This window comes from Flammeovirga sp. OC4, assembly GCF_000812565.1.
In the GTDB taxonomy this organism is placed as follows: Bacteria; Bacteroidota; Bacteroidia; order Cytophagales; family Flammeovirgaceae; genus Flammeovirga.
Genome location: NZ_JTAM01000047.1, coordinates 14,141 through 30,309 on the forward strand (window position 1 = coordinate 14,141; position 16,169 = coordinate 30,309).

General features: G+C 38.5%; 5 protein-coding genes. All 5 read left to right on the top strand.

The features are described 5' to 3' along the window. Positions 1-158 precede the first annotated feature (158 nt). The 5 genes from PL77_RS20035 to PL77_RS30885 all read left to right on the top strand — a co-directional run bounded on the left by PL77_RS20035 (position 159) and on the right by PL77_RS30885 (position 16,112). Positions 159-2,945, top strand: coding sequence for a family 78 glycoside hydrolase catalytic domain (locus PL77_RS20035; protein WP_253274003.1), 2,787 nt, complete (start codon positions 159-161; stop codon positions 2,943-2,945). 407 nt (positions 2,946-3,352) lie between these two features. Continuing rightward, on the top strand, positions 3,353-5,641 hold the full coding sequence (locus PL77_RS20040) for a glycoside hydrolase family 3 N-terminal domain-containing protein (protein ID WP_044209425.1): 2,289 nt from the start codon (positions 3,353-3,355) through the stop codon (positions 5,639-5,641). Positions 5,642-5,652: 11 nt separating this feature from the next. After that, the gene (locus PL77_RS20045) at positions 5,653-9,543 is read left to right on the top strand and encodes a T9SS type A sorting domain-containing protein (protein WP_082026645.1); all 3,891 of its coding nucleotides are present in this window, start codon (positions 5,653-5,655) and stop codon (positions 9,541-9,543) included. Positions 9,544-9,558: 15 nt separating this feature from the next. Further along, on the top strand, positions 9,559-12,618 hold the full coding sequence (locus PL77_RS20050; RefSeq protein ID WP_044209430.1) for a sugar-binding domain-containing protein: 3,060 nt from the start codon (positions 9,559-9,561) through the stop codon (positions 12,616-12,618). Positions 12,619-12,914: 296 nt separating this feature from the next. Beyond that, positions 12,915-16,112 carry an Ig-like domain-containing protein gene (locus PL77_RS30885; RefSeq protein ID WP_156152454.1) on the top strand — a complete coding sequence of 1,066 codons (3,198 nt, stop codon included), beginning with the start codon at positions 12,915-12,917 and terminating at the stop codon, positions 16,110-16,112. Positions 16,113-16,169 lie beyond the last annotated feature (57 nt).

Sequence of the window (16,169 nt, forward strand, 5' to 3'; positions counted from 1 at the left end):
CAGTATTTTATCCTGTTTCTTTTGTCCTAGTATTTACGAACCACATCTCTTAATTCTTTCCTCTTAACTCCTACTCATTCCTCAAAATTTCAATTACAACAATGAAAAATAGTTATTTAATAGCGTTATTCGTTATGCTTATTGGGTGTAGTCCCAAAATGCAGCAACAGCATTTGCCTATCGAATTCAAATCCTTGAAATGTAATTCCATCAGTCAACCGATGGGTTTAGATACACCTTACCCTGCTTTTTCATGGGAGGTGGAAGCTTCCGGTTATAACAAAAAGCAATCGGCCTATCAGCTAATAGTGGCCAGTTCTTTAGAAAAATTAAATGAAGAAAAGGCTGATATTTGGAATGATGGTAAAATACAAACGGATCAAACTTCTTATATTCAATACAACGGCAAAAAACTAAAACCCTTCCAAACGTATTATTGGAAAGTGAAAATATGGGATGAAAATGGAGTCGCTTCTGATTGGTCATCTGCGACATCCTTCGAAATGGGATTGATGAGTGAGCAGAATTGGGGTGATTCAAAATGGTTAACCGTAAAAGACAATCGAAAATCAGAGCACCGATTCAGACCTTATAAAACTGGAAGAATGAAAAAACCATTATCGGTAACGAGTCAGCCAGCTGGATATTTCAGAAATGAAATTGAAACTCCAAAAGAAATCCAAAGTGCCAGAGCTTATGTTTGCGGATTGGGGTATTATGAATTGTATTTGAATGGAAATAAAGTAGGAAATCATGTTTTAGATCCTGCTCCATCTAATTATGATAAGCAGGCGTATTATGTTGCTTATGATGTTACGGAACAATTGAAAAAGGGAAAAAATGCAATTGGAGCCATTGTAGGTAATGGTTTTTATGGTCAAAATATTTCGTGGAAACGCGATCCTGAATCAGAAAGAGATTTGTCGTATGGAATGCCCGCTTTTCGTTTGTTGGTAAATGTCACTTATAAAGATAAAACCACCTCAACTTATTATTCTGATGAAAGTTGGAAGGCTACAACAGGACCTATCGTTTTTGATAATATTTATGGTGGGGAAACCTATGATGCAAGGTATGAAATAGAAGGATGGAATAAGCAAGGTTTTAATGATGCAGATTGGGCTTCAGTAAATATTGAACAGCCTAAAGTGGGTAAAATTAATGCACAATTAATGCCTCCAATCCGAGTTTTAAAAGAGTTAGAGGCTCAAAAGATTTTCAAGGCTCCAAATGGTGATTGGATTGTGGATTTTGGGCAAAATATAGCTGGTTGGATTAAAATTAATATTTCAGAAGAAGAAGGTAAACTCATAGATATAATTACAACAGAAGCCTTAACCCAAGATGGAAAAGATGTATATCCGGGTTCAACAGGAGGTGGTGCCAATGGGATGAAGCAAAATTACAAATACATCAGTAACGGCAAAGAAAATCAAGAATGGGCTCCTAAATTTTCATACCATGGTTTTCGATATGCTAAAATCAGCGGTTTGAAAAATAAGCCGGAAATTGGAACAATTAAAGCGGAATTAGTAGCGACTGATATTGAGGAGAAAGGTAGTTTTACATGTTCTGATACCCTATTGAATAAGATGCACGACATCAGTAAATGGACCATTGTTGATAATATTCATGGTATTCCAGAAGATTGTCCGCATAGAGAAAAATGTGGTTGGCTAGGTGATGCTCATGCTTTTTGTGAATACGCTTTGTACAATTATGAAATGGATGAATTTTATAAAAAATACATGGTCGATATCCGCACGCAGATGAAAACCGTGAAAGGACACAACAATCCTGAAGAGACATTCAAAGCCCCTACAATGATTGCCCCCGGAAAGCGTACTTCAACGATCGCGAAATTGGATTGGGGTGTGGCTACGATTTATTTGCCTTGGTATAATTATTTGTATTACGGTGATTCTTCTATCGTAAAAGAGTATTATGAAGATATGAAAGGCTTGACCAACTATTATCTTTCATTCAAAAATGAAAAAGGCATTATTGATAATGGAATGGGGGATTGGTGTCCGCCGAATTGGGATAGAAAAAGAAATCCAAAAGCTATGGAATGCGACCCAGTGATTTCAGCCAATGCTTATTTCTATGATATTTTAGGCATTATGAACAAGTTTGCCACTTTGGTTGATGATCAAAAGTACGCGACTCAACTTCAAAAAGAACAAGAAGAATTACAAAAGGCCTTCAGTCAAGAATATATGCAAGATAAGGCGGGGCATAAATGGTACGGAAGTCAAACCGCTACCGTGATGGCCTTGCAATTTGGTATGGTTTCCGAAGAACATATTACTTCAGTTTTAGATGGTTTAGAATACAATATTGAGGTTGAAAAAGGAGGACATCATTCCACTGGTATTCATGGCAATCGCTATATTTATTCCGTTTTGAGTAAATACAACAAAGCCAATTTAGCCTATAAAATCCTTACCATTCCCACTTTCCCAAGCCAAACTTATGTGATGAACTACGGTTTTACCACTTGGCCAGAACGTCAGTTTGAATGGGAGACAATGCCAGGATTATCCAATTCCTTAAACCACCCAATGCACAGTGGATTTTCCGCCTACTTTTTTGAAGGCATCGGCGGTCTAAAACCTACTTTTGAACAAGCCGGTTACAAGACATTTACCGTAGATCCTACTTTCCCTGATCAAATCACATACGCCAACGTAAGTGTACCCACTCGTTATGGTGCAGTGACAAACAATTGGAAAATGGAAGGAGGAGCTCTTCATATGGAATTAAAAGTACCGTTCAATACTACCGCTGAAATCATTCTTTCTCCAGAAGAAAAAGAAAGCTTGAGCGTATATAAAAATGGAAATAATCAATTACTCAATCCTGTTTTTAAGGAAGGTAATTTGATGTTGGGTTCCGGAAATTATGTAGTCAAATACAACAAAGATTCGGATACGGCTTTATAGTATTTGAGTGTTTCGTACACCATAGTTAAAACTATGGGCAGGTGATACAGTAACCTTATCAAGACTAAAGTCTTGAAGGTTTATAACGAAGGCAACATTTTGGTGTTGGTGGAGTCAGTATCACTTGCCCATAACTTTAGCTATGGTGTACGTTTTTTTCCTATTTTACCTCATCTATTCAGAGAAGATATGTGCTAAAAACAATTATTCTTCCCCCATTCACCTCTCCAATAATACCAAAAACAAGAAGAATAATTTCTACACTATTTTACCTTTAGTTTGGATTATTTTACAGTTGTAAAGTGCTGATTTACTGTTATAATTGTGATAGGTCAAAACTGTCGAAAAGACAATTATTACTTGACAAGAAGAGAGAAACAAAGGCGACATTTTTTAATGACATTGATATGATAAATTTTTTAAGAAAGATTACGGTATTAGTTCTATGTGTGGGACTAGCGAGTAGTTTTACAACTACAGACAAACAACCAATCGTCGAAGTATACAAGCAACCAACAGCGAGCATTGAAAGTCGTGTGGAAGACTTATTGAAAAAAATGACGCTGGAAGAGAAAGTGGCTCAGATGAGAATGTTCCATGCCAATAAAGGTGTGAAATTCAAAGATGGAAAATTAGACCTTTCAGAGGTAGTACAAAAAAAATTAAAGTTAGGTATTGGCGGTATTAAGAATCCTGGTGAGCACAATACTCCTGAGGAAGCAGCTGAACTTAATAATCAATTACAAAAATATATCATTAAAAATAGTCGCTTGGGAATTCCAGGTTTCTTTGTGACAGAATCTTATAATGGTGTGGATGCAGAAGGGAGTACAAGTTTTGGACGTCCGATTAATATGTCCGCAACATTCAACAGAGAATTGGTGAAGAGAGTATATGATGCAGTGGGAAAAGAGGCACGTATGAGAGGATTGCACCTGACACACTCACCGGAAGCGGATATTGTAAGAGATCCAAGATTTGGTAGAATGAGTGAGGCATTTAGTGAAGATACTTACTTGACAACGCAGATGATCATTAGCGCAGTCAATGGTTTGCAAGGTGATTATGAGGGGTTGAAAGGTACACATATTGGAGCGGTGACGAAACACTTTGCAGGTTATGCTCAATTAGCAGGCGGTACTAACTTTGCATCCATTGAAATTTCACCACGTACTTTGATTGATGAAATTTTCCCTCCATTTGAAGCGGCAGTGAAAGAGGCAAACACTTTAGGAATTATGGCATCCCATGGTGATATCAACGGTGTTGCAAGTCACGCCAATCCTTGGTTATTGACAGAAGTATTACGTGATCAGTGGAATTTTGAAGGGTATGTAGTTTCTGATGCCAATGATATTGGAAGATTACATTACTTTATGAAAGTGGCAGAAACACCAGATGATGCGGCTTTATTAGGATTATTAGCAGGTGTGGATTTGGATCTTTATGCTGAGGATGCTTATGCTTTATTGCCTAAAATGGCAAAAGAAAATCCTGAATTGATGCAGTACATCGACCGTTCAGCGGCAAGAGTATTACGTACTAAATTCATTTTGGGATTGTTTGAAGATCCTTACATTAAAGTAAAGAAAGTTAATGATGTAGTGAGAACAGAAGAGCACTTGGAGTTAGCAAGAGAGGCGGATAGAGAATCTATCGTTTTATTAAAGAACAACGGCGTTTTACCATTAGATCAAAATAAGAAATTAAAATTAGCCTTAGTAGGACCAGTATTGGATGAAACAGTAGAAGAGCAGTTTGCAGCGATTGTTGGTGAGAATGTATCAATGGTTTCTGAAAAAGGATTTGATATTACAAATGGAAGAAGAGGCGTTCCAGAATTGACAGAAGAGAAAATCCAGAGAGAAGGAATCAATAAAATAGTAGCGACGGCAAAAGAGGCAGATGTAATTGTTGCAGTAGTGGGTGGTGATGAGTTCACTTCCAAAGAAGGTTTCTTTACCAATGCATTTGGTGATAGAGATAGCATCGATCCTGCAGGTTTGCAAGATGAACTGATTTTAGAATTGAAGAAGTTAGGGAAGCCAGTCATCATTGTATTAAAGCACAGAAGAACATTGTCGGTCAATACATTTGCCAAAGAAGCAGATGCGATGTTGGACTGCTGGGATTTAAGTGAAGAAGGAAATTATGCCATTGCAGAGGTTATGTTTGGTTTGGTCAACCCATCAGGGAAATTGCCAGTGACAGTGCCTACTTCTATCGGTCAGATTCCATTCCACTACAGCCAAAAAGAAATCAACTATAAGAAAGGGTACTTGTTTGCGGAGAACTCTCCATTGTATGATTTCGGATACGGATTGAGTTACACGCAATTTGAATATTCAGATATTTCTCTTTCATCTACTGAAATGACGGAAGATTCGAATATCACAGCGAGCATCACTTTGACCAACAAAGGAGACCGTAAAGGGAAGGAAACAGTACAACTTTATTTGAAGGATTTGATTGGTGAGGTTGTAAGACCAATGCAAGAATTGAAAGGGTTTGAGAAAGTGGAGTTGGCGCCAGGTGAAAGTAAGAAGATCTCTTTTGAAATCACTCCAGATATGTTGGAATACACAGGTTTAGAAATGAAGAAAATCCTTGGATACGGTGATTTCGAATTAAGAATCGGAAGTTCAAGTGCGGACTTCAAAGCAGTGAATTTCAAATTGAAATCAGGGAAGTTATAATACAGCGTGAAATGAAAACGAAAATAGTACATATAGTATTTGGTTTGTGTATTTGGATGGGGATCTTCCCCGTCCATGCACAGTCATTACAACACCCAGCAATTTGGACCACTCCTGCAGACAAACCTTCAGTGTTGGCCAAAGTAGAAAACTATGCTTGGGCAAGCAGAATTATTGAGAAGGCAAAAACAGCGATTGATTCAAAAGTGGAGACACATATTGATAATCCTGATGCCATCTTAAATACCATTCCGGCATTAGCGGCAAACGATCACTTATCTGAATCACAAGCATCATCCGCAAATTCAGCACACTCAAAGGTGTTGAACTATGCATCTTATGCCGCCTTGGTTTATTATATCACAGGTGAAGAAAAATACGCTCATTTCTCTGCTGATATTTTATGGTATTACATTGAAAAAATTGCTCCTAAAACACCTGAAACAACAGCAATGAGTGGTAGTCATTTTTATGACCCTCGATGCGGTTATGCACAATTTGCCATTGCGTATGATTTCATGGTGAATTATTTAAAAGAAAGCAATACAAAAGTATATCAACAATCTTCAGGAAGTAAAATCGCTTTTGATAATACGAAAGCGCAAAAGGCCATTTACAACTTGGCCATGAATGCTTTGAATGAGCATGGAGGTGCTGATACAAAATACGGCAAGGAAGTAAGTAATCACCCTATTCTGAGAGCGCCAGGCGTGTTGTTTAGCATTTTGAACGTAGAAGATGATGCAGAAAGAGAACGTATGTTTGATGTATTCTGGAGAGTAGGTACAAAACAGCAGAACTCTTTTACAAAATCCATCTTGCCAATGTTTGGCGAACAGGGAATTTGGCCTGAGGCAGTGAGTTACGGTTTTATGCAGAATGTGACTTTGGTGCTTAATATTGTAGACCGAATGAAACCGGAATTAAATGTGATGGATGATTATATGCGAATTCTGGACGGTAACTTTATTTTTGATAACCTCAGAATGCCGAACAGACGCTTTGTAAGATATGGAGATTCACACCGTGATATTGATAAAACCGGAGAACTGTACAGATACACCATGAATTTAGCCAAAAGAAGAGGCTACGATGAATACGTTCAGCAAGCAACAGTGGCGTTACGTCAAGGGTATGATACTGAAGGAGGTTATGATCCTCAAGTACCAATCACCGTTTTTGGAAATTATAAAGCCTTTGATCAACTGTTCTGGGGATTTGATATTCCAACAGAGATCGAGGGGGAAATTGATTTTGAAAAACCTACTGTAGTGATCAAACACGCAGGTGTGGCACTTCAAAGAAATTATGTAGAAGTAGATAACGAAGACTACGGTTTGTGTGGCATCATTGGTGGAGCACATTACGTTCACTCTCATTGTACAGGCATCACCATGGAACTGTATGGGGCAGGTTATATTATGGCCGCTAATGCAGGTTTACCAAAAACATTAGCCGAAAGAAAAGAACCAGAACATGAGGTGTATTTCTGGAGACATGCCGGTAATAATACCATGATTGTCAACGGCGAAACACATGGTGTTCAACCGGGATCATGGAATACGGATTCTTATTTATGGATGAATACAACGGTGAATGAATCAGCAGAACCAAAACATTTGGAAGACCCTATTCACCCTCACTTCAGTTTTGCCACTCAGTATTTAGATGACAAAATCAATAATGACGAGCAAAAAAGAACGTTAAGTACAATCCGTACAAGTGAGACGACCGCTTACTATTTCGACATGTTCCGTTCTCGTTCAAAAGGAGAAAATAATTTCCACGATTACATCTATCATAACCTTGGTGATGCAACGAATGTGATGGATAGTAACGGAGCCTCATTGAGTGTAAAAGCAACAGATCGCTACCAAAATGATATTGGAGATTTACAACAGTCTCCAGGCTGGCGTTTCTTCGAAGATACTAAAGTAACAGACCCTGTAAGCGAAGCCGTTCAAGTACGTTTTGATTTAGAAGAGACCAACACTTATATGAATATGTTTGCACCGGCAGGCGTAGAGCGTGAATATACAAAAGCACTAGGTCCGGCCACGCGTGAAGCTAAAGGAGGTTATATCAACAAGAAAACGCAGATCATGGCCATCCGTCAGCAAGGCGAAGCATGGGACAAACCGTATGTGCATATTTTTGAACCGAGCAAATCAACTAATACAAGTGTGAAATCAGTAGAGCATTTGTATGACGGTGAAGTAATTGTAGGGGCGAAAGTAAAGAGTCAGATTGGAAATAAAGTAGTCGTAGATTACATTTTATGTCAAGAAGATGCAAGCAGTACGGTGACTATCCAAGACTTAGATATCGCATTTAATGGCCACTTTGGTATTGTAAGATACGAGGAAAATGTAACGGAAGCTTCAGTAACGCTTTACATCGGTGACGGTACAAGTTTATCATACGGAGCGCATTCATTACAAGCGGATGCCTCTAACAAAGGTCAGAAAGTAATTGCTGTTGAAGTAGATGAAAAACGTGGCTTAGGATTCAATAACTTAATCAACAATCAAGAATTCCCTAAAAACAGTAATGTAGACGTGGAAGCAATTGTGGGTTCTGATTATACAGAAGTGACTTTATTTGTAGATGATAAAAATGTAGGAACGCTAACGCAAGCACCTTGGGTTTGGTCTTCAGTTCCTGAATTGACTAACTTGACAGCCGTAAATTATGCCATCAAAATAGAGGCAAAAGATGCTCAAGGTATGATTGAGTCAAGAAGTCTGACAATTTTGACACCAGAACAATGGGCTTACACGGATGATAATATGCCACATCCTGTACCAGGAAGAATTGAATTTGAGCATTACGACCATGGCGGAATTGACATCGCTTATTGGGATAAAGTAAATCAAAATTCATCTTCATTCCGCCCTGATGAAATGGTAGATATTAATTCATCAGGTACGGTAGTGAGAGATATAAAAAGTGGAGAGTGGCTTGAATTTACAATTGACGTACAAGAGTCAGGAAACTATGATTTAGAAGTCAATCACCAAACACGAAAAAGTCCAGAGTTCAAACAGTTAACCGTTTCATTCCCTGATGAAGGCATTACGTTTATTTCAGAAAAAGTTTTGACGAATACAGGATCTTCTACATTTGAGACAGAAAAAGTAGGGAATTTCTACATGGAGAAAGGAGAGCACGTTTTACGTATGAACTTTTTGAACTTCGGTTTTGATGTAGATTACTTTGTCTTGACTAAAACATCAGAAAGTTTTAAAGTGACCTTCAATGACGGTGAAAATACGTATGTAAAATATACTCAGGAAGACGGTACATGTGAGCTACCTTCTAACCCTTATCACCCACAAAAAACATTTGTAGAGTGGGAAACTTCAGAAGGAGTTGTATTTGATGAAAATACAGTAGTGACAGAAGATATGGTGGTAAATGCAGTTTGGGAAACCAAAGTATTTACACTGGACGTCATAGCAGAAAATGGAGCAGTAGCGATCTCTCCAGAAGAAGAAAATTATGATCCTAATACAGAATTGCAATTAACAGCAACGGCGGAAGAAGGGTATCAATTTGTAGGTTGGTCAGGTGATTACGAAGGAACGGAGAATCCGATCACGGTTACAATGGTGAAGAACTTGAATATTACAGCCAGATTTGAAGTGATAACGAACGTTGAAACTTTTGATCTGAACGCAAAAGTATATCCTAATCCATCTCACAACGGCATCATCAATATTACGATTCCAACGACAGAAAAAGCCACTTACAAAGTGTATTCTATCAATGGTACTCTTGTTAAAGAAGGTAGTTTTATTCAAAAAACAACTTTAATGATGAAGGATGCGAACAGTGGAATTTATCTTCTTGAGGTGCAAACTTCCAAAGGAATGGAAAGAGTGAAACTTATAATACAATAAACAAACTGATTTGTGATGAATAGATTGATCTCAAAATATATAATAGCAGTCACGTTGTCCTTGGTGTTTACAAGCACCTTCGGACAACGTGTAGAAACTCGGTTGAATGCCGATTGGAAATTTATTTTAGATGAAGATGAAAAAGCATTTTCACAAAAAGAATTTGACGATCAGGCTTGGAAAACCATCAACGTACCACACGATTGGTCTTTCAACAAAGGCGTAAGAGATGGTGGAGACCAAAAGCAAGGCGGAGGTTATCATGATGGTGGAATTGGTTGGTACAGAAAAACAATCAACGTCAAGAAGGCTAGCCTTTCCAATGTGCATTACATCAATTTTGATGGAGTGTACATGAACAGTGAAGTATGGGTCAATGGAAATCACCTTGGAAAACGTCCTTATGGGTATATTAGTTTTCGTTATGAAATATCGAAATATTTGGTAGAAGGTGAAAATACCATTGCTGTCAGAGTTGATAACAGCTTAGAGCCGTCGGCACGTTGGTATCACCCTTGTGGTATCTATGCATCTGTTACTTTGATAGCGGTAAACCCTACGCATATTTCACCTAATGGCATATTTATTACTACACCTAAAATCTCAGAGAAAAAAGGCGTTGTAAATGCCGAGGTTGCATTATCCTCAATGGGAAAACTGCCTAAAAAATCAATTCTAAAAACAACAGTTTATTCAGCTCAAGGAAAGGTTTTGGCCACAGCAGAACAAAACGTTCAAGAGGTCGCAAAAGCCTTTAATTTAGAAATGAAGGTAGAAGACCCTCAGCTTTGGAGCCCAGAAACGCCACAATTGTATGTATTGAAGACGCAGGTGCTTTCAGGAAAAAAAGTCATCGATGAGGTAGCCACCAACTTTGGTTTCCGTACTGTAAAATGGGACAAAACAACAGGTTTTTGGTTGAACGGAGAAAATGTAAAGCTCAAAGGGGTTTGTGAGCACTGGGAAGGTGGCCCTGTTGGGGGAGCATGGACCAAACCCATGTTGAGATGGAAATTGCAATTGCTGAAAGATATGGGCATCAATGCCATCCGTCCTTCACACAACCCAACACCTCCAATGTTCTATGACATTTGTGATGAAATTGGACTATTGGTCATGGATGAAATCTTTGATGGATGGCATAAAAAAGCACCGGAAGATTATGGCAAGCAGGCCTTTGATGAATGGTGGCAACGTGACATTAAAGAATGGATTACAAGAGACCGCAATCACCCAAGTATCTTTGTGTACAGTTTAGGAAATGAAACACATAGTGATATCGCACCGGAATTAGTGAAGTTCAGTAGAAGTATTGATCCCACAAGATTGTATACATCAGGAGCAGGAAACAGTGAAGATATGGACATCATTGGTGTAAATGGAGGTTCTGAAAACAAGACCTTTATTGAAAATAGACGCTTTGATAAACCTTTTATTTCTACCGAGGCACCACACACTTGGCAAACGAGAGGATATTACAGAACACATACATGGTGGAGAGACAATGAACTTCCTGGTACGTATGAATTACCGAATTTAACGGAGAAAGAAATCTTCTTCTATGAAGGTTTAGATCCTAAAAAATGGAAGAACAGAAAGCAACGTTTTAACTCCTCTTACGACAATGCCACAGTCCGTATTTCAGCGCGTAAAAGCTGGGAACAAGTACGTGACAATCCATGGATAAGTGGTCATTTCCGTTGGACAGGATTCGATTATTACGGAGAAGCAGGCTTGGTACACGGTGGTTTACCTTTCAACTTATTTATGGGTGGAGCCTTGGATGTAGCCGGTTTCAAAAAAGACCTTTTCTATTTCTATCAAAGCCAATGGACCAATGAAACAATGGTACATATTTTACCACATTGGACACACTCACGCATGAAAAAAGGGACTGAAATTCCAGTTTGGGTATATTCTAATGCAGATGAAGTGGAGCTGTTTTTCAATGGAAAATCATTAGGAAAAGAAAAGCCGGGTACGGTTTGGGATGAGATGCAATGCGATTGGATGGTCCCTTACCAAGAAGGAACACTAGAGGCCGTAGCGTATGTAAACGGTAAAGAAGTGAAAAGAACTTCAGTAAGTACAAGTGCTGAACCTTCTCAATTGAAAACGGAAGCAACACATCTAAAAGCAGAAGACGGTTATGCTGACAGTTATATTATCACTTCAGAAAGCGTGGACAGCCACGGAAATCTTTATCCTTATGGAGAAAATCAAATCTACTATCATGTGATTGGAGATCTTCAAAAAGTATCCATGGAAAATGGTGATCCTATTGATCCGACGAGCCGTACAAAATCAGATTTTAGAAAGCTATTTTTTGGTAAAAATAGAATGTTCCTTCAAGCCAATAACAAGGCCACTTCAGGAGCAATTGTAACAGCTTCCATCTTAGGAGACAAAGCATTATATATTTCAAATAAAATCTCGATTGATACAGACCATATTCCAGTAATTGGTAAAGTGGAAGCAATGGATTTGAAGGTGAAATATACAACAGACGGCACTGATCCTCTAGCAAGTGGTCAAGACTATAAAGGAGCATTTGAAGTAGAAGACGGAACGACTGTAAAGGCCGTTGTATTGCATAATGATAAAGTTTTACTGAGCATGAGCGAAACTTTTGGAAAGGATGAAGGTCTTTTCTGGGGCGATGAACACTCAGCAGATATGTGGATCGGTAGAGGTATCAATCTAGGAGCAGAGGAAGCCGTTTTAGAAGGAAAAGCAACAGTCAGTAAAGAGGCTCGCCGTTTTAAAGGATCAGGTTTTGTGAAGTTTGATGATGAAGAAGGAGCAATCACTTGGTACAAAGAAAACGACGGTGAAGCAGGCGATTTCAGCATCCGTTTCCGCTATATGCACAACAATAAAAATCAACTTCACCCTATGAAATTATATGTGAATGGGGTGTACATCAAAACTTTCGAATTTAAACCAACAGGAGGTTGGGAAAAGGATTGGAAATTCGTGAACACCATTGTGAATTTCACCGAAGGTGCCAACGCCATCAAACTCCAAACTACAGGGCAAGGTGGACCTTTTGTGGATGAATTGTTTGTGGATTAATAGGAAGGTTTAACTAGAGGGAAGAAGGAAGAGAAAATGGTTCTTGATGTGGTTCACCGGACCACTTTACGGTCCACAACAAGAACCATTTTTTCTTCTCTCATCATTCTTCCCTCTTCCCTCTTTTACCTAGGGTTCAAAATATTGCACTTTATAAAATGATCGATTCAAGTTCTCAAACATAAACTTGGTTCGCTCACAATGAAATGAAAAAATAGAGAAAAGGTCAATTGAAATGAAAGCCTTTTCTAAAGCGCTCTCAAGCGTTAGCAAACATAATTATTACTTAAAATAACATGAAAAGACAATTAACTATTTTAGGGGCGTTCCCCTGTTCGAGGCAGTGTGTCTCGGCACTTTCACTATGTCTACTCTGGCTTTTTAACCTTCCAAGCACATCGGCACAAGTGACGATGGAAATTCAAGAAAAAGTATCAGAACAAGTGATGTTTTTTGATGGCGTAAAAGTGCCAACAAGCCATAGTGCCAACTCTACAACAGGCTATGATTATGTCTATGGAAATGCCCTAACTCCACACGGAGATTGCATCAAAACTTACAAGCATTTTGTGTTTATGACATGGTACCGTGGCGGTAAAGAAGACCGACATGTGATGCTGACACGTTATAACATGAAGACAGGTGTTTCTAAAACCATTGAGTTCCCTCACCAACATACAGGTTACAACGGAAAGTGGTGGATTGGTGAAACGCACAACACCATTTCAGTAGGTATTTGCCCAAAAGACAGCACAGTGCATATGCTGTATGATTTGCATAGAAATGGAAATATTACAAAAGACAATATTGGAACAGAAGACTACCTAAGGTATTCATTTACAGAAACAGGTGGAGCAACGGTTCCAGATGAAGAGTTTACATTGGATCGTTTTGTGAACTCAGAAAAAGGACATTACAAGCATCTTTCTTTTAAAGGAATTGACAATGTAACAGTGACTAAATTACTTACTTACCCTGCTTTTTTTACTAACGATGAAGGCGATCTGTTTATGAAAAACCGATTTGGCTATTCAGAAAACGGTCGCTTTCTTTTTGCAAGATATGATGGTGAGGAATGGCACGGTTACACGGATTTCAACAGATCAGGTGCTTCTAATTACGATTCAGAATACAATTGGGGTCTTTATGGAGATATCAAGTATGTGAATGGTAAAATCAGAATTGGTTTCCAAAGAAGATTAAATAATAGAAATGACAAATACCAATATCAAAACGGTATCTATTATGCTTATTCGGATGATCCGAACGGGATAAATGATTGGAAGGATCATAATGGAAATGGTTTTGCTAGACCGCTCTCCAACTCTGATTTAATCAAAGTAGCAGAGCCTGGTGATTGGGTGGAAACGACAAAGAAAGACCAAGTGTATATTGTAAGTGGTTTCGATTGGACGGTGACTGAAAAAGGAGATGTGCATTTTGTAAGTCAGGTAAAAGACAAAGAAAATAACGTCACTAAAAAGTTACATACTTTCAAGAAAGAAGGAGAGACAGAGTTTACCACTGTAGAATATTCGGCGGGTAGCTCATTGTACACAAGTGGAGACGATGTCTATGTGATTGGCTTAATCAACAGTCGTGTGAATATCGCAAGAACGAAAGGTGGTACAAGCGAATTTGAAACGATCTATCAGCATGATAGAGGACCTGTTTTTGATAAGGGAGTCGCTTATGTTGAGGATGGAAAGTTATACTATTATTTGAAACAAAAGGGAGGTACAGGCGATCAACGTACTACTTATCTTCAAGTATTTGATTTAGGCGTTTCTTCTATTGATGTAGGAATCACTTCACCACTTGAAGGTACAACACAACTTACTGGCGAGGCAATGACAATAACAGCCGAAGCAACGTCGGAAGATGGTATTGAAAAAGTAGAATTTAAAGCCAACGGAACTCTAATTCAAACAGCTACAACAGCTCCTTACACAGTAGATTGGACACCCGATACAGCAGGTGAATATACACTTGAAGCTGTAGCTTATGATACACAAGGACAACACACAACATCATCAGAAGTGACAATTACTGTTGCAGATGCAAGAAGTGTGGTAGGTTTTAAAAACCTTTCGGATAAAATGGAAGTACCCACAGGCAGTGACCTTGATGTAGAAGCACTGATTGGTACAGATTATACAGAAGTGTCGTTATTCATCAATGACCAAAATATAGGTACACTTACGGAAGCACCTTTTGTTTGGTCTTCAGCGAGTATTCCAGCATTATCCAACTTAACGGAGTGGGAATATACTTTAAAACTTGTAGCAAAAGGCGGACAAGGAGAGGAGACTGAACATAGCATTATGATCACGACTCCAAAACCGGAACAATGGCCTTTTACAGAAGACAATAAGCCTCATACCATCCCTGGAAAAGTAGAATTTGAACATTATGATAATGGCGGTTTTGATATTGCCTATTGGGATAAAGTAAATCAAAATTCCTCTTCTTTCCGTCCAGATGAAATGGTAGATATCAGTTCTGATGGTACAAAAGTCCGTGATATCAAAACAGGTGAGTGGCTAGAATATACCATCAATATTCTTGAAACAGGAGATTACGAACTGTTTGTCAACCATGAAAGCAGAAGGGATGTGAACCTAGCCCAACTGAACGTTTCATTTCCCGATGAGGACATTTCATTTATTGAAAATAGAGTACTGACTTATACAGGAAGCGGTACATGGATCACAGAAAACTTGGGAACTTTCAGAATGGAAGCAGGTGTACACGTCTTACGTTTTCACTTTTTACAATATGGTTTTGATGTAGATTTCTTTGAGTTGAAAAAAGTAGGGGGATTATCACCAACGTATGAAGTGACATTTATTAATGGAGATGAAAGGACAGTGGTCACTACGAACCTAGATGGTACATGTGATTTACCAGAAGAGCCAGTAAATGAAGATGAAAATCTTGTATTTCATGGATGGTTGACAGACGAAAATGAAATATTTGATGAAAATACCATTGTTACAGAGGATATGGAGGTACGTGCAGCTTGGGAAAATAAGTATAAAATAAGCATTCTGGTGACAGAAGGACATGGTAAAGTGGAGATTGGTACTGGTGAAAATAATGAGACGTTATTAACAGCGATTCCTAGTGAAGGGTACAGATTTGTCTCTTGGTCAGGTGATCATGAAGGAACAGATAATCCAACCACTGTAGCAAGAGGTAGTGACCTTACTATTAGAGCAAATTTTGAATTGGTATCTACAGTCACTTCCATTACTCCTGAACAAAGTACAGCCAAAGTTTATCCTAACCCTTCAGAGGGTATTCTGAATATAGAATTACCATCAGTTGAAGAAGCGAATTACAAGCTGTCTACTATTACAGGTCAGTTGATTTCAAATGGAGCCTTTGTCCATAAAATCACATTAGAATTACCAACTGAAAACAACCGTATTTATATCCTTGAAATCATCACAAAACAAGGTGTAGAAACGAAAAAGATAATGATTAAGTAGTGCTTTTGTTAACAGCCTTCGCCTGCTATAAAAAAGTGGGCAAGGCATCGTTTTCAA

What these genes read in the sequence shown, in the direction of transcription:
- PL77_RS20035 (WP_253274003.1), top strand. Translation starts at nt 159, where the DNA reads ATGCAGCAACAGCATTTGCCTATCGAATTCAAATCCTTGAAATGTAAT.
- PL77_RS20040 (WP_044209425.1), top strand. Translation starts at nt 3,353, where the DNA reads ATGATAAATTTTTTAAGAAAGATTACGGTATTAGTTCTATGTGTGGGA.
- PL77_RS20045 (WP_082026645.1), top strand. Translation starts at nt 5,653, where the DNA reads ATGAAAACGAAAATAGTACATATAGTATTTGGTTTGTGTATTTGGATG.
- PL77_RS20050 (WP_044209430.1), top strand. Translation starts at nt 9,559, where the DNA reads ATGAATAGATTGATCTCAAAATATATAATAGCAGTCACGTTGTCCTTG.
- PL77_RS30885 (WP_156152454.1), top strand. Translation starts at nt 12,915, where the DNA reads ATGAAAAGACAATTAACTATTTTAGGGGCGTTCCCCTGTTCGAGGCAG.